The following is a 26,244-nucleotide window of genomic DNA, read 5'->3' on the forward strand; positions in this document are numbered from 1 at the left end:
AAAAAGCCGTTATCCTATTTAAGATAACGGCTTTTTTTAGTATAAAAGATTCATCACTTTATAAATTATGATGCTTTATTCAAGACTGGTTCCAGTTTAGCTCAAAGTTAGACACAGTTTGCTAAAAAGGTATTAATCACCTTATTCACTTGCTCAGGTTCTTCTACCGTCGCCGTATGCCCAGCGCCTTTGATAACCGCAAGCTTCGAGCCTTTAATCGCAAAATGCATCCGCTCAGCTTTTGCATAAGGTGTTGCCGTATCTTCATCGCCAACGATAATAAGGGTGGGCGCCTTAATGTCACTTAGCTGATCATAGGTTGCCGTGCGCTCAATAACGCCCATGGTCGCCTTAATGATCCCATCCTTACGGTTACTTTGTAGTATCGCTAGCCATTCTCTACGGTCAGCCTTACGCGACTTATCAGTCAAAAAGCTGCTGCCAAACATAATGGGCATGACTTTTTGGCTGACACGTTTCATCCCAAGCCAGCGGATAGCTTTCATCAGCTTACGATATTGTGGCACGTTTTTTGGGTCTTCAGGGTCTGCCGACGTTTCAAGTAACGTTAGCGATAGCAGTAGCTCTGGACGTTTTAGCGCGATACGCTGAGCGACAAAACCACCCATGGATAACCCTAAAAAATGGCATTTATCAATATCCAGCGCTTCCAGTAATGCTAGCGTGTCTTCGGTCAGTGTCTCCATATCATAGCCAGATTTGGTGATTTCAGACTGACCTTGTCCCCGAAAATCAAATGCAATACAGCGGCAGCCAGATTTAAAATACTCAACTTGATTGTCGAACATGCGCGTATTCCATAGCAAACCATGAGCGAATACCATGACAGGTTTTTGCTTATCCTCGGGCGCACTGTCTTCATAATAAATATCGACATTATTTACATTTATCATTGGCATAACCACTTCCTTGTTGGTGTAATAAAAAATCAAACCTTTTAAAATCTGCCTTCTAGCATAATGCACCAAGCAAATACTTCATAGCATTATTTTGGTACGGCAGATAGTATATATTCAATAATATAAATATATCAAAATAAGGAAAAATAAAATATTTTTGTCCGTGCCTTAAGCGCCCACAAAACTCGCTTTTATAATCATAGCAAGCTGCTATAGTAATCAGCTTGAATGACTTGTTACACCTAAGCACCCTATCCATCATAACGTCCATTGTTATTAGTAATGCTTATCTAACATTCTTACTAAGGAAACCAAATATGTCACAACCTCTGGTCGAATATCATAGCGAAAACCATATTGCCACTATTACCATGAATGACCCTAAGACGCTAAATGCGTTTAGCACACCATTAAAAGGCGCAATGATGGACGCGCTTGATCAAGCGGATCAAGATGCCGACGTGCGCGTGATTGTATTACAAGGGTCGAATAATAATTTCTCTAGTGGCGGTCATATCGGTGAGATGTTAGAGAACGGTATGGAATCAGAAGCATTGGTAGCAAAGCTTGATTTTATGCTCAGAGAAGTGGCAGAAGTAAGCCTAAAACTGCGTAATATTCATAAGCCAATTATTGCTAAATTAGAAGGTGCGGTGGCGGGTGCTGGGATGAATTTGGCATTAACATGCGACTTCCGTATTGCCGCTGATAATGCCAAATTTGTGCAAGCCTTTGTCAATATCGGTTTGATTCCAGATGCGGGCGGCATTTACTTATTGAATCAATTGATTGGTGCGGCGAAAACGACTGAGCTTGTGATGCTGGGCGATAAACTCACTAGCGATGATGTCGCGCGTCTAAACTTAGTCAATAGCGTCGTGAGCAAAGATGAGCTTGACGCCAGCGTACTGGCATTGGCAACACGGCTAAGCAACTTACCGGGCAAAGCCTTGGCATCAATGAAGCATATGATTAATGTTCATGCTTTTACGGGCTTAAATGAAGCGCTCGATATGGAAGTGGATCAACAAACCATGATGGCCAAAACCGCTGACTTTGCTGAAGGTATCACCGCCTTTATGGAAAAACGTAAGCCCGTTTATCAAGGTAAATAAAAACCTAATAATGATATCGTCTGTACTACCAAAAAAAGGCTGCCTAATAGCAGCCTTTTTTTTGGGTCATTTAATACCATTAATCTATTTACTTATGAAGAAGCAGATGCGGTTTTATAATGATGCGGTAAGGTAAATATCTTGTCAAAACCCAAAGTAAATACAAAGGTATAAACCAAGAAAAATAGCAATAACGCTGCTTCCATCATAAAGGCTTTGATTAAACCGACATCATACCAAATCATATATAGCGGCAAGCAAATCAATACCAAGCCGCCTTCAAATCCCAAGGCGTGAGCACTACGGATTAATAACGTGCGCTTAGTTACTTGCTTGCGCCGCTCCCACGCTTCAAAAGCAGTATTATATAAAAAGTTCCAGATAACCGCAGCCAATGACACCATCACAGCAACGGGTAACGACTCTGTCGCATCGCCGCCGCTTAGTTTCATTAATACAAAGGTAGAAGCAATGACAGCGATAAGCTCAAAGATGGTCACATAAACGATACGACGTTTGAGTGGGGATAAAATAATCAACCAAAACTCCAAAGCACTTGGCTCTTTAGTATAAACAAAAAATTGCCTAGAAAAGTATCGGTCCGTCCCGAGATAGAAAAAGATAAGTCACATACAGAGCCACGGTTTCCGCCTGCCCCTATATTATACAGGAGCCAAGACAAGAAACCAAAGGCGAGAAACCAGTCGACGCTTACCGCAAAACAAGACTAATAAAAGGCTTATTTTGCTGGCGGACCCCATTGATTGGTTTCAAGCTTGGTATCGCTCGCTAGAAATACCAATAATATAATAGAGCCTATTAATGGCAAAATGGATAGCAAAAACCACCATCCTGAACGGCTGGTATCATGTAATCTACGAATAGTCACCGCTAAGCCCGGCAAAAACAGACCAAGTACTACAACAATATAGAATAGTCCCGTTTCTGAATTAAATATAATCACATCTAAAATCATCGCTATGATGAACAAACCCATTTGTATCAATACGAAAAACCAATATTCTTTACGTCGAGCACGACCAGAGAAGTTGGTATAATTTCTTAATCCTTTTTTAAACCAATCAATAATGCCATAGTTTGCTTCAACACTATGATTATTAACCATCCTAGTATTCGGTAAAGGTGGTGGCGTTACTTTATCAAGCATATTTTTATTTTCCATAACTTAAGTGATTTTTAGTCTCTAAAAATAAGAGTTAGTAATTAAAGGTGAATGAGCGACTTTGATTATAAACACTCAATAAAAGTTTGCAAATCATTATTGGTATATTTTAAATTTATAAAAAAACCCCGCATCATAATGATACGGGGTTTCTATTTAAATAAGATTATTAAAACTTAAAAATTTTACATTAAGCTTTAACGAAAATTAGGTCAACTGAGCAACGTTAATTTTATCCGCTTCTTCAGTATAGGTTTCCATACGGTCGAAGTTCATATATTGATATACCTCTTCGCCCATGCTATCAAGCATACCAGCGTACTGCTGATACTCTTCGTTAGTTGGTAATTTACCAAGTACCGCAGCAACAGAAGCCAATTCAGCTGATGCTAGATAGACGTTAGCACCTTGACCGAGACGGTTCGGGAAGTTACGGGTAGACGTTGATACCGCAGTAGAGTTCGGTGCGATACGAGCTTGGTTACCCATGCATAATGAACAACCTGGCATTTCAGTACGAGCGCCAGCTTGTGCATAGATGTTGTAGTAACCTTCTTCCATCAATTGACGCGCATCCATTTTGGTAGGTGGCGCAATCCATAGACGAGTTTTCAAGCTACCTGCAGGGACATCTTGTAGCAGTTTACCGGCAGCGCGGAAGTGACCGATGTTGGTCATACATGAACCAATGAATACTTCATCAATGGTGTCGCCTGCGACATCTGCCAAAGTTTTAGCATCGTCTGGATCGTTCGGGCAGCAAAGAATCGGCTCTTTGATATCAGACATATTGATGGTCATGTCAATAGCATATTCTGCATCTTCGTCAGCACGCATCAGGCTTGGATTAGCAAGCCACTCTTGCATTTGCTCAATACGGCGACTAATGGTACGTGCATCGCCATAACCTTCTGAAATCATCCACTTAAGCAAGGTGATGTTTGACGTTAGATACTCAGTCACTGACGCTTCAGATAGCGTGATGGTACAACCAGCAGCACTACGCTCAGCAGAGGCATCAGACAATTCAAATGCTTGCTCAGCGGTTAAATCTTCTAAACCTTCGATTTCTAAAATACGGCCGTTAAACTCGTTGATTTTACCTTTCTTGTCAACGGTTAACAGACCTTCTTTAATCGCTTGGTAAGGAATGGCATGCACTAGGTCACGTAGCGTGATACCAGGTTGACGTTCGCCAACGAAGCGTACACGAACCGATTCAGGCATATCAAGTGGCATAACACCAGTCGCAGCAGCAAAAGCGACTAAACCAGAACCCGCTGGGAATGAGATACCAATTGGGAAACGGGTATGCGAGTCACCACCAGTACCAACGGTATCTGGAAGGAGCATGCGGTTCAACCATGAGTGAATAATACCATCACCTGGACGTAAGCTCACGCCGCCACGGTTCATGATAAAGTCAGGAAGTGTATGCTGAGTTTCGATATCAACTGGCTTTGGATAAGCAGCTGTATGACAGAATGATTGCATCACCAAGTCTGCTTGGAAACCTAGGCAAGCTAAATCTTTTAGCTCATCACGGGTCATTGGACCAGTGGTATCTTGACTACCGACAGTAGTGATTTTTGGTTCGCAGTACATACCAGGACGGACGCCTGCTAGACCACACGCTTTACCAACCATTTTTTGCGCTAGGGTAAAGCCTTTACCAGTATCAGCTGGCTCTTCTGGCTTAGAAAATACGTCTGAATGACCAAGACCCATATATTCACGGGCACGGTTAGTCAAACCACGACCAACGATTAATGGAATACGACCACCTGCACGAACTTCGTCAAGCAAGGTTGGCGAGTTTAGCTTAAAGGTTGATAGCACTTCATCAGAGTCATGTTTGGTGATTTTGCCATCATACGGATAGATATCAAACACATCGCCCATATTTAGCTTATCAACCGCTACTTTTTCGATTGGCAATGCGCCAGAATCTTCCATAGTATTGAAGAAGATAGGAGCGATATTGTTACCGAGTACTAAACCGCCGCCACGTTTGTTTGGCACGTTCGGGATATCATCACCCATCAACCACAATACTGAGTTGGTCGCAGATTTACGGCTAGAACCAGTTCCTACCACGTCGCCAACATAAGCAAGCGGATGACCTTTTTCTTTTAAGGCTTCGATCTGCTTCATTGGACCAATTTCACCCTCAACGTCAGCATTAATGCCGTCGCGAGAGTTTTTGTGCATGGCTAATGAATGTAATGGGATATCAGGACGGCTCCACGCATCTTGTGCAGGAGACAAGTCGTCAGTGTTGGTTTCGCCCGTTACTTTAAATGTCGTATAAGTGGTCTTTGCTGGTACAGCATCACGGCTTAAGAACCACTCAGCATCCGCCCAAGATTGAACCACTTCTTTAGCAATAGTATTACCAGCTTCAGCTTTCTCAGTTACGTCATTGAACGCGTCAAATACTAGCAAGGTTTTTTTCAACGCATCAGCAGCTTCTTGTGCTACTTCGGCATCATCAAGAGCCGCAACCAATGGTTGAACGTTGTAACCACCTTGCATAGTGCCTAAAATTTCAACGGCTTTTTTCTTGCTGATAAGTGGTGAAGTCGCTTCGCCTTTAACGATAGCGGCTAAAAATGCAGCTTTAACATAAGCGGCTTGGTCAACACCGGCAGGAATACGGTTTTCTAACAAGTCCATTAAGAACGCATCTTCGCCCGCTGGTGGGTTTTTCAGTAGCTCAACCAATTCTGCTACCTGCTTCTCATTTAGTGGAAGTGGTACAGTTCCTAGCTCAGCACGTTCTGCGACATGTTTACGATAAGCTTCTAACACAATAGTCGTCCTCGTCGGTTGGTGACCAGTACATCACGTGAGTAGTCAGGATGACAGCCTACATCGATGTACTGCATTGAATAATTATCCGTGCAATCATAGCTCAAAACGCTCAAAATGTTAATGGCTGAGCCGCGAAAAGGCGTAGAATAAAGCCATATTGGACATTTATTATAAAAATAGTGCCATAACTAATATGATTGACGCGCTTAAATAGTAAACCTGTCACCTTACCGCTCATTTTACTCTTCTCCTTTTCTACATCGACGGTTAAATAAAAACCGCGTGCCTGCTATACTCTTATTATCTAATAACTTATCAGATGGATTTCATCAGCAGATTTTTGTATATATGACTTTATAAAATAGATTTCTCCAGTAAATATTAAGGACAATAAGATGGACGATAATGCCAATTATAAAAATGGTCTAAAAGTTCGTACTGAAGTGATGGGCGAGGCACATGTCAAACGCTCGCTTGGCTCAGCGATGCCATTTACTCAGCCCTTACAAGATTGGATTATCGAACACGCTTGGGGCAGCACTTGGCAAGATGACGCCGTATTACCGCGCAAATATCGCTCATTAATTACGATTGCCTTTTTAATTGCACAAAAAAGTTCCGCTGAGCTAAAAGGTCATATCCGTGGGGCGATAAATAATGGTGCTAGCGTCGCTGAAATCCGAGAAGTGTTGATGCATAGCCTACCTTATTGCGGCGCACCTGCCAGCCAAGAAGCGTTTCGCGCTGCCATAGACGTACTAAATGACATGGACATTGATATCAATAAATAAAACTAGGGTAAAGGTGAGCTTCGTAGTAGTCTTATTATTTATAAAAACCTTATTTATTCCTAGTAGCTTTCTTAGTTATCTTAACAAGATTGCCTAAAAAACCTTGACTCATTATCTGCTATAATAGCTTCATTCATAAAACATTCTAATAATTCCATAAACCCTTATACTATCAAGGGTTAAGAGAACATTTGATTATGACAAACGCCGTACAAACCCACGTCCCCGCTGCCCGTGCGAAACCGAAAAAAGCCATCCAAGGCGAAAAGCTACGTGGCTACGACAAGGTCGCACGCATCCCAATTAAAGTGATTCCGACCGTCGAGGCAAAGAAAAAGCCTGATTGGATTCGGGTTAAAATGTCCTCACCTGCTGAAGTGGCGCGTATCAAAGCCACGCTGCGTGAGCAAAAGCTTTATACCGTCTGTGAAGAAGCTGCCTGCCCTAACCTGCCGCAGTGCTTTGCCGATGGTACGGCGACCTTTATGATTATGGGTGATATCTGTACCCGTCGCTGCCCGTTCTGCGATGTCGGTCATGGTCGCCCGAATGAATTGGACAAAGACGAGCCACGCCATACCGCTGAGACCATTCAAGGCCTGGGTCTTAAATATGCTGTCATTACATCAGTAGACCGCGATGATTTAAAAGATGGTGGAGCCGCTCATTTCGTTGAAGTCTTGAACGAATCTCGCGCGCTAAGCCCAAATTGCTTGATTGAAATTTTGGTGCCAGATTTCCGTGGTCGTATGGAGATTGCTTTAGATTTATTGACCGAAACGCCGCCAGATGTGTTTAACCATAACATTGAAACGGTGCCTCGTTTATATAAAGCTTTCCGTCCCGGCTCTGACTATCAACATTCCTTAGATTTGCTCAAGCTCTATAAAGAGCGTCGTCCTGATATCGCCACCAAATGCGGCTTTATGGTTGGACTTGGTGAGACTGAAGAAGAAATCTATGCGCTGCTTGATGATCTAAAAGCGCATAACGTAGATATGATTACAGTCGGTCAGTATTTACAACCTAGTAAAGACCATGCACCTGTCGATCGTTATGTGCATCCAGATGAGTTCCAGCGTTATATGGACTATGGCAAAAAGATTGGTTTCTTTAGCATCTGGGCAGGACCGATGGTACGCTCAAGCTACTTTGCTGATCGTCAATACTATGGTGAAGATTGCCCAGCACCAATTCGTAGCAAAAAGGCGTTAGAAGCGGAAGGTAAGCTTGGCTGCTAGATTTTAAAACCTTTATTAATATAAAAAAGAGACCTATCATGGTCTCTTTTTTTGTGTTTATTTTTTATCTTTGCCGTTATAGTCTTAAAAATCTGTAAAATAAAATCGCCACTGATATCAAATAACGATACTCAAACCAATACTGATAAACAGTAAGGAAAACTTATGAAAAAACTATTTGCTTCAACCATCATGTTTGCTACATTTGCGCTGGCTGGCTGTGCCACCAATGATATCAATACCAATGCTGGCACGGCAATTGGTTCGGCAAACGAGATTGGGATGAATATCTTTAAAGCTGCGATTGATAACCAATGCCGCAGTCAGATTGAAAAACAAAACGCCTGGCGCATTGCCAGTGTCGCTATGACAGATGCCCAAGAGGAAGAAGTAAAAGGTAGAGTTTGTGGCTGCGTCAGTGAGCAAGCGCCGCAGCAAGTAACTATCGTCGAGCTCGGCAATGCTGCAATAGATGCCAACTATCGCACACAGCTCGTTACTAGAGTGGTGGCAAAAACACTGCAAAGCTGTTATGGCAGTATCGTTAAATAGGCTGCTTATTAAGCTCGCTATCAAAGATTTTCATGTTTACTAAATAGGCTGGGTTGGCGATTGCTAAACCCAGCCTATTCATATAGATTACTTACTATTACGAATGATAAATGGAATTTATCTTTAACTCATATCAAGGATGACTGATGAAAAGACGTGCATTTATAAAACTGGGTGGTCAGGTAACGGTAGCCGGTACTCTACTCACGCAGCTCAGCGCTTGTTCGTCAGATGACGATTACATCAAACCGCCAAATAGCCTCGATGATTTAGATGACTTGGGTTATCAAGGTGCAGCACCTTTCGTACATGGTATTGCCAGTGGTGATCCGCTGCATGATCGTGTGATACTATGGACACGGATTACCAACGACGGTAGTATCGAGGCCTCTAGCATCCCTGTGGCTTATACGGTGGCAACAGACCAAGCGCTTAAAAATATCGTCGCTCAAGGTCGCGCAATAGCGACAGCGCAATCTGACTTTACCGTAAAAGTCGACCCTAAAAACCTGCAACCAAATACCACTTATTATTATGCTTTTGAAGCATTGGGCTATCTTTCTCCTATCGGTCGCACACGCACTATACCGCATCAAGACCTGCCAGCAAACGAAGTCGATCGCGTGCGCTTAGCAGTAGTTTCCTGCTCGAACTATGGTTTTGGTTACTTTAACGGCTATGCCAATATCGCCAAGCAAGCTGATATCTCTGCCGTCATACATTTAGGCGATTATATCTATGAGTACCCAGAAGGCTTTTATCGCGATAACGATTTAAAAGAAGAGCGCCCTTTAGAACCTAAAAATGAAATCATTAGCTTAGACGATTATCGTCGCCGCTATGCTTGCTACCGTACCGATATTGATTTGCAAGAATGCCATCGCCAGCATCCGTTTATCGCCGTTTGGGATGATCATGAAATAGCGGATAATTCATGGAAAGGTGGCGCAGGTTTTCATACTGAGAGTAAAGGTAGCTATATAGAACGCAAAATGTCCGCCGTGCGCGCCTATCATGAATGGATGCCTATCCGCGACGACAGCAGTAACGAGCTAGACAGTCAATTACGTATTTATCGACGTTTTGAGTTTGGTAAATTGTTTGATTTGAATATGTTAGACACACGGATATTTGGTCGCGAGAAGCTTGATGCCAAAGCTAGTAACGAGCCTGAACGCCAATTATTAGGTATTGAACAAGAAAACTGGCTTTATTTAAAGATGCTAGAGGGTAAACGCCGTCAAGCAACATGGCAAATACTCGGGCAACAAGTCATTTTAGCGCCATTTAAAGGGTCTTCTGCGACCAATTCTGGGGATATTTGGAATGGTTATGCCAGTGCGCGTACACGTTTATTAGATTTCATCGAAAAAAATAGTATCGATAATACGGTGGTCTTAACCGGCGACTATCATGCCTCATTTGCTTTTGACGTCGCAAAAAATCCTTTTGATACTAGCGGATATAACCCTCTTACAGGTGAAGGCTCATTAGCAGTAGAATTTGTCTGTCCTGCCCTAACTTCTCTAGCCTTTCCAGAAAGCGGCGCAGGAGTAGAAGAAAATCCACATCAAAAATTCAATAACCAAACCGATCACGGTTATATGTTATTGGACATTAACGAACAGGCTTTACAATGTGAGTGGTATTATACCGAGACCTTAAAAAAGCGTGATGATAGCGTTAGATTTGCAAAAAGTTTAGTTACTCAAACACAGACTAACCACTTGATTGAGGGTAGCCAATCTCGCCCGCCTACCAATATCACGGCCTTGTCTGCTGCTGATAAATCTATGGCAGTGAAAAAGTCTGCCGCTTTAAGTGGCGCTTAACACCATATTTTACACACTCAATGTGAAAAAATATAAGCCAATAAAAAAGGGTGAATCATATATGATTTACCCTTTTTATTGCTCATCTTATTATTAATAGTCTCTATAAAATGCTGACGCACTTATGACGAGTCAACTTATAATTTACTATTAGGCAAGGGACTAATGGGTAAAGAAGCTGTCGTTGGCAATATTTTACTACGATGAAAATACTTGGAAGAGCCGTCAATTATCTTATCTACTTCTTTAATCAAGGCATGGATAACATCATCATAAATGCCATGATATAACTCGGTCTCAAACGCTGTAAAAGGATGCTTACGCGATGCTGAGCTCACTTCTGTCACGCCTTGCTTAGTATAAAAAATATCGACACGACCGTCACTATTGAGTACACAGTTTAATAGACCGCCTTCTAACTCCATCTCTACACGCTCAGGCATAAAGATATAATCATCCACATCCATGAGCTTTTTTTCTACCTCTCTCTTAAAAAAAGATTTGATATCAAACATATATACACCCTTTATCTTAAAATTTTAAAAACCTTTAGCACGCCTATTCTTATGGTCTTGGTCTAGCACTTATTTTTAAGATTAACAGGTCGTGCTTTATTAACCTATTCTATAAGCTGGGCGGCTGATTTTTAAGACAGAATATGTAAAACTGCGTTTGATGTTGGTAAAAATTGCGTGCTCGTTCTATCTATAGGCTATAAAAATGATTGGAAAAATAAAAAAGGAAAGATGCCATCTAAGCCATTCATCTTTGAATTAATTAAACCATACAATTAAGCTTATTCACACCCAGCCTTTCTCACGAAATAACTGCAACGTATCGATAACCACCATCATCTCTTCGGGTGTACCGAGAGTAATACGATTGAAACCTGGGATAGAAGGAAACTCACGACCGACCGCGATACCATGCTCTTTCATTCTATCTATGTATGTTTGCACATCGCCGTTTACTTCATAAAAAATAAAGTTGGTTTGCGAGGGTAAATAACGTAGTCCCAACTCATCCAGCGCCGTCTCCATCATGTGCCTTGCTTGATTGGTGGTTTGTAAACTGTGCACCAAAAATGCCTCATCTTCGAGCGTTGCGATTGCGGCAACCGCACCTGATACGTTAATATTATCCGTAGACATTAAAAACCCAGTTTCTGCAATAGTCTGCGGACTTGCAATCGCATAGCCAACGCGTAGACCTGCAAGTCCAAATAGTTTTGAGAAAGTACGAACGACAATTAGGTTATCTGATAGCTCCTGCTTTACCCACTCAACGCCACTCTCAAAACTTGGGTCTGTGACATAGCCAAAGTAGGCTTCATCCAATAAGAAGTAATGATTTTTTGGGGCATTTTTTATCCAAGCTTTGAGCGTATCCGTCGCAGTAATAATTGCCGTGGGATTGTTAGGATTGCACAGATAAAACAAGCTAATACCGTCAAACTCAGTGGCAGCTTTTTGTAGATTGTCATAGTCTAAATCATAGTCATCGCGAGTTAATGGTACTTTGACCACTGGTACGCCAAGAGAGATTGCATACAGCTCTGCACAGCCAAAGGTTGGGTCTGGAATGACTAGCTGAAACCCTACGTCTGTCTTCAAGGCTTTATCATGCAGCATTTGTACGACAGCTCTGATACTCTCAATTGAGCCATTACCCAACAAGACCTGTTTTTCAGGTACGCCATTGAGAGCGGCTACTTTGTTCATCAGTTTGGCGCGCTGCTTATCGGGATAACGAGCAGCGCCATCTAAAGCAGTAAGGATAGCTTCTTTGACAGAAGCTGACATGCCTAAGGAGTTTTCATTGAAGTCCAATCTTAGTAATTCATCAGTTTTATTATGGGTAATGGTATTTATATGCATGATAGATAATCCGCCTAAGTCGTCCGTGAGTAATAAAGCGAATGCAGCTGCTTGATATTATCTTAAGCGGCATTTGGTATAATTACAAGTTATCTAACGGCAAATTATTAGTTATCAATTCTAATGGGTAAAGCCCTACCTTTTGCTCCTAACATATACCTCTAAAATATAAGACTTAAGTTACAAGACAATTCTCTCAATCTATAATCATTCAACCTCTATATTCTCTGCATAGATATCAGGTGCGGCTTCAAATACTAGCCAGCCTTTCTTCATCCACTCTTGAATAACGTCTTTACCCATAATATACATAAGATTAGCGAGTTGCATATGTGGCGAGCTATGATACCAAATCTTTATAGTGACTCTATTTAATAGGGCTGCATGGTTAAGACTAAATATTTCTCGAATATATTCTGCGTCTGAAGCATCTAGCGAATGACCCCAAATCACTACCTCATAATGTGCTCTTACTTGTCCAGCCTCTCTAGGTATACTTCTTGCAACTTTGATATCTGTATTATCAAGAAACTTATAATCGGTATTATTTATAAGCTTTTGAAAAGCCTTAACAAAACCATAGATTTTATACTTTTTTAATTGATGTTCATCTAAGTCACTTATGCCCAGAACGATATTTTTACGTTCTGCGCTACCATGAATATATTGAACATGATTATATTCTTTATCAAAACTACTGGGGTATAGCTTCTCAAAAGTATTAGAGTAATTAAAAGTATATAAAGCTTCAATTTCTTGACCTAGATTACCAAAAGCGCAAAAAGACTCTACTGTCTCAAGTTGATTAACGACTAAACCTATGTAGGTAGTAAATATTTCTGAAAATAATTCCAAGTCTTTCAATGCTTTATTAAAAACTTCATTCTCATTAAAAGAAGTATATATAGTAGATAAACGATTTAAATACTTTATTTCTACGATATTCTCGAAAGACTTTTTAATTGTTGTCCTAGTAGTAATTTCATCTATTTTTTTATTCTCAAAAGCATCAAAGGAATCATACTCTAATTTATTCAACCTTTTAGAAACCTGATTTTTGTATATAGACTGTTGACCGCGTTGGCTCTCTATTTCATATTCAGCACAACCATATATTCTTTTAATTACATTAAAGTTGTTAAGTAAATTTAAAAAATAGTTTAATTTAACTCCAAACTTCTTAAATATTTGCCAATCAAATACTTGTTCATCACTATCTAAAACTTTTCTTATATCAACATCCGGACTAGGATTTGTATAGCTTCCAACAATACTATCCGATACGGTACTACCACTAAATTCAATGTCAAATATCGAACTAAAAGAAGTTAAGATATTTTCAATCTCATTTTCGAAATCAATCCACGTATCTACATCGGTCAAATGATGCTTAAAATGCTGAAACCAACCATTATTTATTAACTTCTCTTGCAAGCATTTGACTATCTCAACAGATAGTCTCAAGTCATCTGTTCTATACAACTCCTTAGTTTTGCTAAAAAAATTCTTTTCTCTATCGGAACATTCACCTTCGATATATTTCTGAAATAAATCATCAAATCCAAGCTCCTGATCTTCTTTACAAGATTCGACAACCATCATTGCATCCATAAAATGTACATACGCAGTTGGTAAATAATGAGCTAAATCAAAGCCATTACCTAGTACGAATATTCTTTTTGTGTCCAATTTTTAGCTTCCTTTTTACAATCCAAAAAGAAAGCGAGCTAACTATCCGTTAACTCGCCCTACTATTTTTACATTCTACATCTTTATTTCTAAATCAAATGCGCTTTTAACTCTAATACCTTATCACGCGTTTTCGCTGCATCTTCAAACTTCAAGTCACGCGACATCTGCTTCATCAGCTTCTCAAGACGATTGATTTCTTTAGCGAGCAAATCAGGGCTACGTAAGATACTAATATCGACATCAGGTAGATTGCTTTTGATAGGAATCACTTGATTGTCGTTGGCATCCAAATCGTCACCTGTATCGATTTTATCGGTGATACTACGGCGCGCACCTGTTGGCGTGATGTTATGCTCAAGATTAAAGGCCACTTGTTTTTCGCGGCGACGATCGGTCTCGTCAATCGCTTTTTGCATACTGTTGGTAATACGGTCGGCATAGAGAATGGCTTTACCATTAATATGACGGGCAGCACGACCAATAGTCTGAATCAAGGCACGTTCCGAACGCAAAAAGCCCTCTTTATCAGCATCAAATATCGCGACCAATGATACTTCGGGCATATCAAGACCCTCACGTAGCAAGTTGATGCCCACTAGCACGTCATGTACGCCCGTACGCAGCTCATGGATAATCTGCATACGCTCAAGGGTATCGATATCCGAGTGAAGATAAGCGACTTTGACGTCATATTCTTTCAAATAGCTGGTCAAGTCCTCTGACATACGCTTGGTCAAGGTAGTGATTAGCACGCGCTCATCTTTTTCACGGCGTTTAGTAATCTCAGATAGCACATCATCGACTTGCGTTAAGACGGGACGAATCTCAATCTCAGGGTCAATCAGACCCGTTGGACGCACGACTTGCTCAACTACTTGCTCACTATGCTCAAGCTCATATAATGCAGGAGTGGCGCTAACATAAATAGTTTTGGGCTTGATACGCTCCCACTCTTCAAACTTCATCGGGCGATTATTCATCGCGCTTGGTAGACGAAAGCCGTAATTGACGAGGTTTTCTTTACGCGATCTATCGCCTTTATACATCGCGCCAATCTGCGATACCGTCACGTGTGATTCATCAATGAATAGCAGCGCATCTTCTGGAATATAATCAAACAGCGTCGGCGGCGCCTCGCCTGACGGACGACCAGACAGATGCTGCGAGTAGTTTTCGATACCGTTACAGTAACCAAGCTGCTGAATCATCTCTAAATCATACTGGGTGCGCTCTTTTAGACGCTGCGCCTCAACCAGTTTGTTATTCTCACGAAAATATTCAAGACGCGGCTCAAGCTCAGCACGAATCGTATGGGTTGCCGCTTCTAACTTATTACGTGGCGTCACATAATGCGACTTCGGATAGATAGTAATACGCGGCACCGTACGCACCGTTTTGCCCGTTAAAGGATCAAACCAGGTGATTTTTTCCACTTCATTGTCAAACAGATGGACGCGTACCGCCAGCTGTTCAGACTCAGCAGGATAGATATCCAGTAGCTCACCGCGCAGACGATACGTACCACGCCCAAAGTCGAGTTCATTACGTTCATATTGCATCTCAACCAAGCGCTTAATCGTCGCAGTACGGTCTATTTTGTCACCGACTACAACATGTAGCAGCATTTTTAGGTAACTTTCTGGATCACCTAAACCATAGATACAGGATACGGACGCGACGATAATTGCATCACGGCGCTCTAATAATGCACGCGTCGCTGACAGACGCATTTGGTCAATATGATCATTAATGGCACTGTCTTTTTCGATAAAGGTATCGCTCGCTGCGACATATGCTTCCGGCTGATAATAGTCGTAATAACTGACGAAATACTCAACCGCGTTATTGGGAAAGAACGATTTAAATTCCCCATATAACTGCGCGGCAAGCGTCTTATTATGCGCCATGATAATGGTAGGACGTTGCGTCTCAGAGATAACCTTTGCCATGGTATAGGTCTTACCAGAGCCCGTCACACCCAGTAGTAGCTGCTCATCCATGCCAGAATTAATACCGTTAACCAGTTTTTTAATGGCTTGCGGCTGATCACCTGCGGGCTCAAATTCCGTTACCATCTCAAAGGCGCGACTTGATATTTGCGTACCAGACGCATTGACCCCACTAATTTCAGCTTCGCCCTGTAGCTGAGTGGCCAATTGGTTTAACTGACGCGACGAGCGCGGTTCAGGCATTCGCATAATGGCTGTCTTCCTGATTTTTTATAAGAGGTTAGGTTTATAACAATGTGGGGCCTAAGCTAGGGTTTTTAAAGGCAATTAAGGGTTTTATCTTACCATCTTCTCTTGCAATACGAGCACCTAGACATGAGGTCGCAGGCCCTATTTCTAACGAATAAATAGTACCTTCGTTATAAAAAACGCACACAGCATCCGCTAAACTTACAAAGCTTTTCATGATTAACAAACTCATTACACGACCACCTAATAAAGCCTAAAGCTTGAGGGTTCCAACCTTCATTTAAGCTGCTATTATTCATAACGAATCAACAAGTAGTTCATCAAGAAAATACCAATAACAACAAATGAAGTTTTCATTAAAATAATACACATAACGGAGTAGAACATGAGAGAACGTTACGCAAGTGGAATAGATGACGCAACCGCAAAGAAAATGATTGACTTATTGAACGCTAATTTAGCAAATCTCATTGATTTGAGTATGGACAGCAAGCAGTGCCATTGGAACTTGCAAGGCACTGGCTTTATCGGGGTGCATCAGCTATTAGATGACACTTATGGGCGCTTAACGGAGGCTTATGATACCGTTGCTGAACGTATCGTTATCCTTGGTGGTAAAGCCAATGGTATCTCTAAGCGTGTCGTTGAGGACTCTATCTTAGAGACTTACCCGACTGACATCACTAAAGTAGATGAGCACGTGCGTGAGCTGACCAATCGCTATAAAACCATTGCTGCGTCTTTGCGTGAAGGGATCGATACTGCGGGTGATGCGGGTGATGAAGATACCGCTGACCTATTAACGGAAGTCAGCCGTATTGTCGATAAAGATGCTTGGTTTATCGGTGCAAATGCCCCTAAAAAAGATACGTCTAAAAAATAAGTCTATATTAGAAAATCTTAACTTATTTGCTAAATAGAAAAAGGTCACCTAGATGGTGACCTTTTTTATGCGTTCCATTTTCGAAACTGACTTTAAAATATCTCAGTTAAAATCTAGGGTAAAATAGCTAACTTAAAAAATACCTTTCACGATTTGCTTCATCTGTGGTAGCAGCTCGCTTAACTGGTTTTCAGTCTCAGAAGTATCTTGTGGCAAGGATTGCTGTAAAAAAGCAGCCGTAATTTGCGGCTGTTTTGCGAGAATACTCTGACCCATTTCCGTGTCATAAAATTTGATTTGGGCATCAACTTCCGATTGTGTATAGTAAGTCTTAGCCGCACTGATATAAGCTTGCGTCAAAGTTTGCGCGTCTGTTGCATTGCCTATCCCATTGCTCATAATCTTAGCATACTGGCCTAAGACACTTTGAATTTGCTCCTGCAGCTGACGTTGACGCTTATTTAGTTGTTTATCATTTACTTGCTGACTGGCGTTTTGAGCCTGTTGTTGTGTTTGCATATTGATGGCATCCATAGCCGCCTGTTGGCCATTAACGATAGATTGTATTTGCTCGTCAATATGCATCACCTGCATAAGCTTAATAATAGAAACATCGGTCGGTGCTTGTTTATTATTATTTTGCTGATTGGCGATATTGTTAATAGCATTATTTACTGGCGTCGCGACTTGTTGGTTTTGATTAGACTGACTGGCTTGCTTAGGCTCACTATGGATAATTAATTCTGCGTTGGCATTGACGATAGGCGCTGATAAGAGCGTCGTTACTACTAAGGTGAGTAATGGGTTTATAGCACTGGTACGCTTTCGCGATTTTTTTATAGTAGCGGCATTAGAACGTTTCATATTAGGCTCTCATTATTATAGTTTCCGGTATTATAGTTTTAAGTAGTACGGCTATCAGTTTTCAGTTATGAATGTTCAGTTACTAAATAGACCTTTTAAACAGTATCAGCTATCTGATCTGGTGGGCGTAAAATCTCAGCATTAGGGATTGACAGCGTTAGGATGGCTTCTTGAAATAGCGGATTGGCTCGAAACTGATTTTCAATATCTTCAAATTTTTGCGCGATTTGCTGTTCTTTCTGGTTACCAGCGATGTCTACTGCAGCTACCATAAATACTTTTTTGGGTCCGACCCATTCCAAATGTAAATAAGAAACGCTATCGATATCCGGATGATTTAATAACTCAGTTAATATGTAGCAATGCATTTTTTCTGAGACTTTATAGCCCACCAAAAAGTCGCGATTGCGGCTGATTAAAAAGATGGCGACCATACCCAACAGTATACCGACAACAATCGACCCAAGCGCATCCCAAAAAGGTTGTCCGGTATAAGCATGCATGCCCATCGCCGCTGCGGCAATGACCAAGCCAATGACCGCTGCTAAATCCTCAAAGAAGACGCCGCGCAAGGTTGGGTTTGAGGTATCAATAACATAACCAAGGGCGCTAAGATTGATAGCCTCGCCATGTTTTTTACTTTGCAAATAAGCTTGCAATAAGGAAAAGCCTTCAAGTACAAAGGCCACTGCTAAGACAATAAAGCCAATGGTATAGTTCGTATCAGTTTCGGACGCATTCCATTCGGTAATACCGGTATAAATAGAAACAATGGAGCCCGCCATAAAGACGCCAAAGGCAGCAATCATCGACCACACGTATGATTCTTTACCATAGCCTAATGGATGGCTTTTATCAGCAGGTTTGATCGACTTTTTTTCTGCAACGATTAATAAGGTACCATTGCCCGCGTCTGCCCAAGAGTGCGCTGATTCCGCTATCATAGAAGCAGAACCGGTCATAAAGGCCGCAATTGTTTTGGCAATCGCAATAATAAGATTTGCCCCAACCGCAATCAGCACAGTGATCAATGATGAAGATTTATGATCATCTTTTTTGTCATTATCATTGGGTGCAGAGTGAGAGGAGGTATTCGTGACATCAAGACGCGTGCTATTACCACCGCGAGTGCGACTGGACTGCAGTATTGACTGCTCTGTAGAGTAGGATTCTGGTAATCCTGAGGGTTTTGAACTCATATGAGTCTCTGTTTTATATAATGGGTTAAGGCAGCCAAATAAAACAGTCGAGCTATCAATGTTAGCCGTTTTATCTGTTTTTTTATCTGCCTTATTTACCATTAAATTTAACCAAAAACCGAGCGCTGTTCAGTAAGGTTTTAGTGAGACTTTGTTTAAGTATTGATAGCTTTAATAGACGAGATAGTTTGAAAGCACCCTACTTCGCATTGCTACGCTGAGAAAGCTCGCCAACCATGCCTTTATCCGCCTTGTTTTCAGCGTCTAGATTTCCAGCGCCTAAACTTTCACCAATCATTTGATTAATATCACAACTGGGACGATGCGAGCCTTCCATACGTAGGTTTTTACGTGCTAAGCCTGCATCAAAACGGCATTGTTGCATCTCATTTTTAATTTCAAGCTCAGGCACAGGGGTTGGCTTACCATTATCGTCAATTGCTACCATAGTAAAATAGCAGCTATTGGTATGGCGAATCGTACGGGCGCGAACATCTTCGGCTTCAACACGAATGCCCACTTCCATAGACGTTCTGCCGACGTAGTTGATACTGGCTGCAAAGGTAACCAACTCGCCGACATAGATAGGCTCACGGAACATTACCTGATCGACCGATAGCGTCACGACGTAACTACCACTATAGCGACTGGCGCAAGCATAAGCGACTTGATCAAGCATCTTGAGCAAATCACCGCCGTGCACATTGCCTATGAAGTTTGCCATATCTGGCGTCATTAACACCGACATATATAACTCATGGTTTAAAGGTGCACTTTTGGCAGTAGAGCTAGTATTGTATTGCGACATAATATTCCTTACCGTTATCAGAAGCCTATCTATTTTGAATGTCCGTTATACAGCAGCCTCTGATAAATCGCAAATAAATGCCCGCTAAAGTACAGTCTTACGGGTATAAACGCCAAATTTTATGTCATGATAATAAATAGCAATTAACCAAAGTATCTTTGCTTAACTCGTAAATGCGCTCACTGAATCGGCTCATTAGCTCAACCAATGAAAACGATACGCAAGCCAAGCGACAATCGCGCTAACCGTGCCTGTTAATAGTCCGCCCCATACAAAGTCTACCAATGCAGTATCTAAGGTATAGCCTTTATACAGTGCCAAGCTGGTAAAGTCATAAGTACCGTAAGCCATCAACCCTATCAAAGCACCCATTAAAAAAATATGACCGAGCGAAGCCTGTGCTTTGATTTGTGGGTATAAGATAATGATGCACAGCGCCAATAAATAAAACAGATAAAACACGCCCGCTGCAATCATATTGGGCTCATCGGCAAGCAGATGTCCGATGCGCTTTTCATAAAAAAGACCAGTCATCGTCTTTAGCCAGACCGCATCGATGCCTAAAAATATAGCCACAGCAGCAAGATAGATATATACATAACCCATAATAATATCCTTTTATAATAGGGACTAAAAATGCAGCCTATTAATGCCATGCATCAATATTGTTTGGCTTGACCGCGGTGACTTGTACTACTCCAATCGTCCGCTCCAAAAATCCGCCTTCGCAGTAGCAGAAGTAAAACTCCCATAGGCGAATAAACGCTTCATCATAACCGAGCGCTTTAATCTCTTCACGCTGTGCCATAAACGCAGTACGCCAATCGCGCAGTGTGTAAGCATAATCAAAGCCGTAGTCATGCAACTGCTTAATGACCATATCTGTCTGTTCGGTAAATTGCGTAGTTAATTCTTGATTGGATAATAGACAACCACCGGGGAAAATGTGGGTTTGAATAAAATCGACTGACTTTATATAATCTTGATAATGTTGATCATTAAAAGTAATGGCTTGCAATACCATCAAGCCTGTCGGCTTCAGCAGGCTATTGCATTTGGCAAAAAACGTCGGCAAATATTCGTGTCCGACTGCCTCAATCATCTCAATGCTCACAAGCTTGTCATACTGCCCTGTCAACTCACGGTAGTCTTGCTTGAGTAGGGTGATTTTATCTGACAGCCCAGCCGCTGCAACACGGCGCTGCGCCTCTTCATATTGCGCGTCCGATATAGTTGTGGTCGTTATCTGACAGCCATAATGATGCGCGGCATAAATGGCAAAACCGCCCCAACCAGTGCCAATCTCTAGCACAGTATCCTCAGGTTTTAGTTGTAGACGCTCACAAATCAAGGCCAGTTTGTGCTGCTGCGCCTCAGCCAATGTCGTATCTACATTTTTATAAACTGCTGATGAATACATCATCGTATCGTCTAAAAAACGCTGGTACATCTCATTACCCAAATCATAATGCGCTAAGATATTAGATTTCGCGCCAGATTTATCATTGCTGCGCAGCTTATGATTGGCCCGCTCAAACGTTTTATTGATACCTGCAAAACGGCTTTCTAACTGATTAAGCACTGCCAAATTACGTGCCGCCAGTCGAATCAAACCTGTCAAATCATCCGTATCCCATTCGCCATTGATATAGCTGTCCGCTAGCGCAATAGAACCGCCAAATAACAACTGACGATAAACGTTGCTGTCATGAATCATAAGTGTGATGTCTAACGGATGACGACCGATAGCTGAGCTGCTCATGTTGTCAGAAGATGGTTTGCCAAAAAGATGCGGCTTAGCATCTTGTCCAACAAAATCCTCAATAATAGTAATACTGCCAAATTGAATATGAGTGAGAGCACGAAATATGGCTTGTTTTGCCACATAATTCACGCTGCTATTGATAGGTTGTAAAATAGCGCTTTCATTAATCGTTCGGCTCATACGGGCGCTAATTCTTCCTAATTTTGAGGCGGGTGCTCTGTCGGTTGGTCGTGCTGACATTCTGTAATCATCCTTGTTTAAATGCATCATGCTGAATATTAGATTTCTAAAGTCGTGGGGCTTATTTTTGCAGTTTATTTCTCATATCCGGTTTTTTACCCACCTTCGATTGTTGCTGTTCGCTATCGGCTAACTTTTCATCATAGTTAATATAGGGCACTTTTTTAATGGCATAAAGTTTGAAAGCATGCCAATAGATGCGGGTCAAAGACGTCACATTCATCAATGGGTTTTTGCGCAAACTTTCGCGAATGGTGATTGCTGTCATTGGTGTACCAGACATTTTTATACCTGTTTTTAAAACCTCACCGCGCGAGTCACTGATATTAATAGCAATCCGAACTTGTAAACCGCTTTGCGACTGTTTTTTTGTCTCAGTTTTTACTGTACTTTTTATCGCAACTTGCCAGCAATACTGCTGATCAATGGGATTAAACGGCGACACATGAAAGTCTTTATCATGACAAAACTCTGTATTTGCGCCGTCTAATAGAAACCCATAATAATGGCGTTTGTCCCATGGAGTATTTGACACCTCTGCTAGCAGATGGGTAGGATTTTGCTCGCTATCAAAACCTAGATAGAAATTCACTGGGCTAAAATAAATACCAGCATTGCGGCAAACAAGCATGCCAATCATATCGCCTGTTGGCGCACTACCCGTCTGTTTAGTAAATGCCTGTATTAAACGCTGCTCTAGCGCTTGGTCAGCGCTAAATGCCTTTGCTGTATTTGATTCTGCATTCTTTTTTTTACTTAGGCTATTTTTTTCTAAACCTAACCCTGGTAAATAATCATTGGGGTGGAATTGCTGCAAGGCCTTTTTGGTACCAGAGAATAAGAGCAGTTTTTTTAAAATCTTACTTTTGGAAAAAACTGACGTATTAATATTAACTTCTGGGAGTGGTTGCCCTGCCGCTAATGCACTAATATTGACCCCCCAATAACGATAAGGATAAGCAAATTTATGCATACTGGGTAACAAGCGACTGTGCCATGTACTTCCATAAAAAATTTGGTGCGGCAATCTAGTATGAATATCATCTAAGTCTTCATTTGACTTAATATTAGGCGGTTGCATCTCATTACTCATCATACCCTCCTTGGCTAAGCCTACTAAGTGTTTTTGGCTTTACGACGAGCGAAAAATCCCAGTTTTTTCTTACTGTCTACTTTGGCAGATGGCTCTAGAGTTGCAATATATACCACTAATTCTTGATTGGTCGTGGCAGTGATTATCTGACGTTTTTTAAGTTTACGTAACTGTTTGTCTGCCTTTATTGGCAAGTCTTTATATCGGAACGGCGTATGAGCACTCTCGGTATCAGGCAGATGATTTGGGTCAACGGTATCCTTAATATCGATGTCGCATCCTAATGCCTGACAGACGCGTAGCGCACTTCTTACGCCATCTTCATGAAAGCCATTGAACCAATAAGCACCGCAAAAATGGGTGTGTGAATCGCTACTAGAGATACTTGACCACTGCCCTTGCGCAGCTATCATCTGATTATTAAACACCGGATGACTATAGTCGATACGCTTGATAACTTGGCTTTCATCTATTTCATGATTGAGTGTAACTAAGTAATTATGCTGCTTGGTTAAACGCTGCAAAATATTCATGTGATAAGTCAATACGGGCTTTACGGCAGTTTCTGGCTGTTCTTTATCATTGTTAATAGCACTTTTACCATCGATTAAATAGTTCCAGCTTGCCCATGCCAGCGACTTTTTCGGTAAGACTGCGCTATCTGTATGTAGGACGGCTGTATTCTCGGTAAAGGTAAAATGACTCAATACTTCTTGTTCAATAGGATTGGTATCTTGTAATATTTTGAGCGCGGTATCTGCATGACAAGCAAAGATGACCTCATCAAATATAAGTGTTTGCGTCTTATCATCCATTGTATCTATAACCTTCAATATTACCTTGTCATCTTCGCGAATAACGGATTGCACAGGGCTGTTCACGCGAACGCTGCCGCCTGCTTTTACAAAACGTTTGACTAGCTTATTCACATACTGCTTAGAGCCGCCTTTTATCGTGAACCACTGCGGACGATTGACCACATCTAGCAGACCATGATTATCAAAAAATTGAGCGAAAAACACTAAGGGGAAATCTTGTACTTCGCGCAGGCTGGTCGACCAAATGGCAGACACCATCGGCAGTAGGTAATTATCGGTAAATAAATCACCATATTTTTTAGTATCTAGATACTCACCTAGCGTTTGCTTGGTAAAAATAGCAATATCCTGCCCTTGCTCGCGTGCCTTATCATAATCTTGGCGTAGCTGACGCACCTGTTTATTAAACTGCAAAATATCATTAATAAAGCCCCAAAATTTCGGGTTGAAAATATTCTTGCGCTGCGATAACAAGGTATTAAGCGTATGACCATTATATTCAAAATTTCGTGCCGTATTTTTAACAGAAAAACTCATGTCTGTTGCTTGAAAGGGTACTTGTAGCTCATGAAGCAGGCGAAAAAAGTTAGGGTAAGTGCGCTCATTAAAGACAATGAAGCCAGTATCTATGGCACTGTTTTCAACTTTATTAGGTTTATACTTTTTACCGTCTTGTAGCGTCACATCAATGGTATTTACGTGCCCACCGATATAATCACTGGCTTCAAATACGGTGACGTCAAATTGCGCTGCCAAGTAATGAGCACAAGTTAATCCTGATACCCCTGAGCCAATGATAGCGATACGTTTTTTAGCCTGAACATCCTTTGCATTCTCTGAATGACGGCTTGTATTGCTAATAACAGCTTCTACTTGACTAGATATTTGCTTAGATTTACGGCGCAAAAACGGCATAGCGTGTTCCTTGTTATGTTCTTTATAAATGCTTAAAACAGCTACTCAAAAGCATCAAAACTGACTGTTTTTTATTGACTATTTTTTACTGATTGGTTTTTATTGATTTTTTCACTGACGTGTTGCCAAACCAAATCAGGTAGTGTCCCTAATACCTTTAATGGCAACGTCAGTTTTTTAGGAAACTCAATCACGTCATGGCCGCTCGCAATACCGTCACGAATCGCTTGGCTTGCCTGCTCGGGTGTTTGTAGAAACGGCATTGGAAAATCGTTTTGCTTGGTCATTGCTGTTTCAACGAAGCCGGGAACGACTAAGCTCACCGCTACGCCTTGCGGTGCAAGACTAATTTGCAAAGTTTTCATCAAATAATGGATAGCTGCTTTTGAGCTACCATACGCCTCTGCACGGGCAAAGGGCACATAAGCCGATGCTGAGCCGATACCGACCAAACGACCTTTTGAAGCGATCAGCTTTGGTAGCACGCCTTCAATAGCATGTGATAATGTCCCCATATTCACTGACATCACTTTCATAAACGCCGCACTATCAAAGTTTGGCATATCCAAATATTCACACATGCCAGCGCCGCAAATTGCCAAATCAATCTCACTAATATTATCAAAAGCTGCGATTACTTTATCTCGATCCATCAGATCGAGCTCAATCGTCTCTGCTCCCAATGATTTAAGCTCAGACAAAGCTTTGTCATCACGACCAACGGCATAAACATAATGTCCTTCTTGCAGATAGTCTTTTGCCAACTGATAGCCAATACCAGAGGTCGCACCTGTAATCACAATATGTTGTTTTTTAAGCGTCGCTGTCATCGTAAACATCCTTTTATTTGCTTGCTGTCTTATATACAGTTTTTTTGATAAATGCTTATTAAATATACCTTTAAGCATTAGATAGTTATAAGAAATATTAATTTATTAACATCATTTCATTAACCAATAGCTTCGTTTATTTATCAAATCTAAATAATTATAGTATAACTAGGCATCTCAAATTGTTGTTACTTCGCAAACAGATATCTGGATGAAACGCTGAACAAATTCGCTGTATAAAACTGTTTATCATCGCTTTTCATAATATAGATGCCTTTATCTAAAAAAATATGTAAATAAAGCTTGACCTATTTTTTATCTTTGCTAGAATACGCCCCACTTAGCAAGAACTCGTTAGAGACTTTCTAAGCTCGTTGTAAGCGATTAAACACTTGCAACTTATTCTCCAATAGCTCAGTTGGTAGAGCAACGGACTGTTAATCCGTGTGTCCCTGGTTCGAGCCCAGGTTGGAGAGCCATATTTTAGTAGTAAATTTTTTGAATCTCCTTTGATTCGATTATGGCATTTGCCAAGACCCTCATCACTTTGATGAGGGTTTTTTTATGGCTGCTATTTTTATAACTGCTATATTTCGTAATGACGATAAAATCAT

General features: G+C 41.2%; 22 protein-coding genes and 1 tRNA gene. 7 read left to right on the forward strand and 16 right to left on the reverse strand.

All coding sequences use genetic code 11. The features are described 5' to 3' along the window. Positions 1-107: 107 nt before the first annotated feature. A complete protein-coding gene (locus AC2FA3_RS06580; protein ID WP_490508895.1) occupies positions 108-920 on the reverse strand; it encodes an alpha/beta fold hydrolase in 813 nt (270 codons plus the stop codon). Positions 921-1,237: 317 nt separating this feature from the next. Here AC2FA3_RS06580 and AC2FA3_RS06585 point away from each other — a divergent pair, with 317 nt between their 5' ends. Beyond that, on the forward strand, positions 1,238-2,035 hold the full coding sequence (locus AC2FA3_RS06585) for an enoyl-CoA hydratase/isomerase family protein (protein WP_490508896.1): 798 nt from the start codon (positions 1,238-1,240) through the stop codon (positions 2,033-2,035). Positions 2,036-2,127: 92 nt separating this feature from the next. Here AC2FA3_RS06585 and AC2FA3_RS06590 read toward each other — a convergent pair whose 3' ends face one another. The 3 genes from AC2FA3_RS06590 to acnB all read right to left on the reverse strand — a co-directional run bounded on the left by AC2FA3_RS06590 (position 2,128) and on the right by acnB (position 6,029). Next, positions 2,128-2,574 carry a PACE efflux transporter gene (locus tag AC2FA3_RS06590; RefSeq protein WP_490508897.1) on the reverse strand — a complete coding sequence of 149 codons (447 nt, stop codon included), beginning with the start codon at positions 2,572-2,574 and terminating at the stop codon, positions 2,128-2,130. Positions 2,575-2,774: 200 nt separating this feature from the next. Beyond that, on the reverse strand, positions 2,775-3,218 hold the full coding sequence (locus AC2FA3_RS06595; RefSeq protein WP_490508898.1) for a DUF805 domain-containing protein: 444 nt from the start codon (positions 3,216-3,218) through the stop codon (positions 2,775-2,777). A 207-nt stretch (positions 3,219-3,425) separates the two neighbouring features. Then, positions 3,426-6,029 carry a bifunctional aconitate hydratase 2/2-methylisocitrate dehydratase gene (acnB, locus tag AC2FA3_RS06600; protein ID WP_490508899.1) on the reverse strand — a complete coding sequence of 868 codons (2,604 nt, stop codon included), beginning with the start codon at positions 6,027-6,029 and terminating at the stop codon, positions 3,426-3,428. Positions 6,030-6,427: 398 nt separating this feature from the next. Between acnB and AC2FA3_RS06605 the strand changes: the two genes are divergently transcribed. From AC2FA3_RS06605 to AC2FA3_RS06620, 4 genes are all read left to right on the forward strand, one after another. Then, on the forward strand, positions 6,428-6,823 hold the full coding sequence (locus AC2FA3_RS06605; RefSeq protein ID WP_490508900.1) for a carboxymuconolactone decarboxylase family protein: 396 nt from the start codon (positions 6,428-6,430) through the stop codon (positions 6,821-6,823). Between the two features lie 197 nt (positions 6,824-7,020). Beyond that, positions 7,021-8,064 (forward strand): lipoyl synthase, encoded by a 1,044-nt coding sequence (lipA, locus tag AC2FA3_RS06610; protein WP_490508901.1) that lies wholly within the window; start codon positions 7,021-7,023, stop codon positions 8,062-8,064. Between the two features lie 165 nt (positions 8,065-8,229). Continuing rightward, entirely contained in the window at positions 8,230-8,616 is a 387-nt protein-coding gene (locus AC2FA3_RS06615; protein WP_490508902.1) for a hypothetical protein, read from the forward strand. Between the two features lie 146 nt (positions 8,617-8,762). Further along, on the forward strand, positions 8,763-10,448 hold the full coding sequence (locus tag AC2FA3_RS06620; protein ID WP_490508903.1) for an alkaline phosphatase D family protein: 1,686 nt from the start codon (positions 8,763-8,765) through the stop codon (positions 10,446-10,448). A gap of 137 nt (positions 10,449-10,585) precedes the next feature. On the opposite strand, the gene AC2FA3_RS06625 is transcribed toward AC2FA3_RS06620, so the two are convergent. From AC2FA3_RS06625 to uvrB, 4 genes are all read right to left on the reverse strand, one after another. Next, the gene (locus AC2FA3_RS06625) at positions 10,586-10,963 is read right to left on the reverse strand and encodes a hypothetical protein (RefSeq protein ID WP_490508904.1); all 378 of its coding nucleotides are present in this window, start codon (positions 10,961-10,963) and stop codon (positions 10,586-10,588) included. A gap of 285 nt (positions 10,964-11,248) precedes the next feature. Beyond that, positions 11,249-12,325 (reverse strand): pyridoxal phosphate-dependent aminotransferase, encoded by a 1,077-nt coding sequence (locus AC2FA3_RS06630; protein WP_490508905.1) that lies wholly within the window; start codon positions 12,323-12,325, stop codon positions 11,249-11,251. Positions 12,326-12,532: 207 nt separating this feature from the next. Next, a complete protein-coding gene (locus AC2FA3_RS06635) occupies positions 12,533-14,014 on the reverse strand; it encodes an AbiH family protein (protein WP_490508906.1) in 1,482 nt (493 codons plus the stop codon). A gap of 89 nt (positions 14,015-14,103) precedes the next feature. Beyond that, a complete protein-coding gene (gene uvrB / locus AC2FA3_RS06640) occupies positions 14,104-16,092 on the reverse strand; it encodes an excinuclease ABC subunit UvrB (protein ID WP_490509011.1) in 1,989 nt (662 codons plus the stop codon). A 508-nt stretch (positions 16,093-16,600) separates the two neighbouring features. Between uvrB and dps the strand changes: the two genes are divergently transcribed. Then, on the forward strand, positions 16,601-17,098 hold the full coding sequence (gene dps / locus AC2FA3_RS06645; RefSeq protein WP_490508907.1) for a DNA starvation/stationary phase protection protein Dps: 498 nt from the start codon (positions 16,601-16,603) through the stop codon (positions 17,096-17,098). A gap of 132 nt (positions 17,099-17,230) precedes the next feature. Here the strand turns inward: dps and AC2FA3_RS06650 are convergent, their stop codons facing one another. The 8 genes from AC2FA3_RS06650 to AC2FA3_RS06685 all read right to left on the reverse strand — a co-directional run bounded on the left by AC2FA3_RS06650 (position 17,231) and on the right by AC2FA3_RS06685 (position 25,630). Next, positions 17,231-17,962 (reverse strand): DUF2059 domain-containing protein, encoded by a 732-nt coding sequence (locus AC2FA3_RS06650; RefSeq protein WP_490508908.1) that lies wholly within the window; start codon positions 17,960-17,962, stop codon positions 17,231-17,233. Positions 17,963-18,057: 95 nt separating this feature from the next. After that, positions 18,058-19,161, reverse strand: a complete 1,104-nt coding sequence (locus AC2FA3_RS06655; RefSeq protein ID WP_490508909.1) for a cation diffusion facilitator family transporter — start codon at positions 19,159-19,161, stop codon at positions 18,058-18,060. A 199-nt stretch (positions 19,162-19,360) separates the two neighbouring features. Further along, complete coding sequence (locus AC2FA3_RS06660) at positions 19,361-19,969, reverse strand: acyl-CoA thioesterase (RefSeq protein ID WP_262880628.1); 609 nt, start codon at positions 19,967-19,969, stop codon at positions 19,361-19,363. A 195-nt stretch (positions 19,970-20,164) separates the two neighbouring features. Then, positions 20,165-20,575 (reverse strand): DUF2177 family protein, encoded by a 411-nt coding sequence (locus tag AC2FA3_RS06665; RefSeq protein ID WP_149489028.1) that lies wholly within the window; start codon positions 20,573-20,575, stop codon positions 20,165-20,167. Positions 20,576-20,615: 40 nt separating this feature from the next. Further along, positions 20,616-21,974 (reverse strand): class I SAM-dependent methyltransferase, encoded by a 1,359-nt coding sequence (locus tag AC2FA3_RS06670; protein WP_490508910.1) that lies wholly within the window; start codon positions 21,972-21,974, stop codon positions 20,616-20,618. A gap of 61 nt (positions 21,975-22,035) precedes the next feature. Further along, a complete protein-coding gene (locus AC2FA3_RS06675) occupies positions 22,036-23,067 on the reverse strand; it encodes a DUF1365 domain-containing protein (RefSeq protein ID WP_490508911.1) in 1,032 nt (343 codons plus the stop codon). A gap of 23 nt (positions 23,068-23,090) precedes the next feature. After that, the gene (locus AC2FA3_RS06680; RefSeq protein WP_490508912.1) at positions 23,091-24,800 is read right to left on the reverse strand and encodes an NAD(P)/FAD-dependent oxidoreductase; all 1,710 of its coding nucleotides are present in this window, start codon (positions 24,798-24,800) and stop codon (positions 23,091-23,093) included. Between the two features lie 71 nt (positions 24,801-24,871). Further along, complete coding sequence (locus tag AC2FA3_RS06685) at positions 24,872-25,630, reverse strand: SDR family NAD(P)-dependent oxidoreductase (protein ID WP_490508913.1); 759 nt, start codon at positions 25,628-25,630, stop codon at positions 24,872-24,874. Positions 25,631-26,033: 403 nt separating this feature from the next. Between AC2FA3_RS06685 and AC2FA3_RS06690 the strand changes: the two genes are divergently transcribed. Next, positions 26,034-26,109, forward strand: a tRNA-Asn gene (locus tag AC2FA3_RS06690). Positions 26,110-26,244: the final 135 nt, after the last annotated feature.

This window comes from Janibacter sp. CoH_79_TC_3, assembly GCF_058197955.1.

What these genes read in the sequence shown, in the direction of transcription:
- AC2FA3_RS06580 (WP_490508895.1), bottom strand. Translation starts at nt 920, where the DNA reads ATGCCAATGATAAATGTAAATAATGTCGATATTTATTATGAAGACAGT.
- AC2FA3_RS06585 (WP_490508896.1), top strand. Translation starts at nt 1,238, where the DNA reads ATGTCACAACCTCTGGTCGAATATCATAGCGAAAACCATATTGCCACT.
- AC2FA3_RS06595 (WP_490508898.1), bottom strand. Translation starts at nt 3,218, where the DNA reads ATGGAAAATAAAAATATGCTTGATAAAGTAACGCCACCACCTTTACCG.
- AC2FA3_RS06605 (WP_490508900.1), top strand. Translation starts at nt 6,428, where the DNA reads ATGGACGATAATGCCAATTATAAAAATGGTCTAAAAGTTCGTACTGAA.
- lipA (WP_490508901.1), top strand. Translation starts at nt 7,021, where the DNA reads ATGACAAACGCCGTACAAACCCACGTCCCCGCTGCCCGTGCGAAACCG.
- AC2FA3_RS06615 (WP_490508902.1), top strand. Translation starts at nt 8,230, where the DNA reads ATGAAAAAACTATTTGCTTCAACCATCATGTTTGCTACATTTGCGCTG.
- AC2FA3_RS06620 (WP_490508903.1), top strand. Translation starts at nt 8,763, where the DNA reads ATGAAAAGACGTGCATTTATAAAACTGGGTGGTCAGGTAACGGTAGCC.
- AC2FA3_RS06625 (WP_490508904.1), bottom strand. Translation starts at nt 10,963, where the DNA reads ATGTTTGATATCAAATCTTTTTTTAAGAGAGAGGTAGAAAAAAAGCTC.
- AC2FA3_RS06630 (WP_490508905.1), bottom strand. Translation starts at nt 12,325, where the DNA reads ATGCATATAAATACCATTACCCATAATAAAACTGATGAATTACTAAGA.
- uvrB (WP_490509011.1), bottom strand. Translation starts at nt 16,092, where the DNA reads ATGGTAACGGAATTTGAGCCCGCAGGTGATCAGCCGCAAGCCATTAAA.
- dps (WP_490508907.1), top strand. Translation starts at nt 16,601, where the DNA reads ATGAGAGAACGTTACGCAAGTGGAATAGATGACGCAACCGCAAAGAAA.
- AC2FA3_RS06650 (WP_490508908.1), bottom strand. Translation starts at nt 17,962, where the DNA reads ATGAAACGTTCTAATGCCGCTACTATAAAAAAATCGCGAAAGCGTACC.
- AC2FA3_RS06655 (WP_490508909.1), bottom strand. Translation starts at nt 19,161, where the DNA reads ATGAGTTCAAAACCCTCAGGATTACCAGAATCCTACTCTACAGAGCAG.
- AC2FA3_RS06660 (WP_262880628.1), bottom strand. Translation starts at nt 19,969, where the DNA reads ATGTCGCAATACAATACTAGCTCTACTGCCAAAAGTGCACCTTTAAAC.
- AC2FA3_RS06665 (WP_149489028.1), bottom strand. Translation starts at nt 20,575, where the DNA reads ATGGGTTATGTATATATCTATCTTGCTGCTGTGGCTATATTTTTAGGC.
- AC2FA3_RS06670 (WP_490508910.1), bottom strand. Translation starts at nt 21,974, where the DNA reads ATGTCAGCACGACCAACCGACAGAGCACCCGCCTCAAAATTAGGAAGA.
- AC2FA3_RS06675 (WP_490508911.1), bottom strand. Translation starts at nt 23,067, where the DNA reads ATGAGTAATGAGATGCAACCGCCTAATATTAAGTCAAATGAAGACTTA.
- AC2FA3_RS06680 (WP_490508912.1), bottom strand. Translation starts at nt 24,800, where the DNA reads ATGCCGTTTTTGCGCCGTAAATCTAAGCAAATATCTAGTCAAGTAGAA.
- AC2FA3_RS06685 (WP_490508913.1), bottom strand. Translation starts at nt 25,630, where the DNA reads ATGACAGCGACGCTTAAAAAACAACATATTGTGATTACAGGTGCGACC.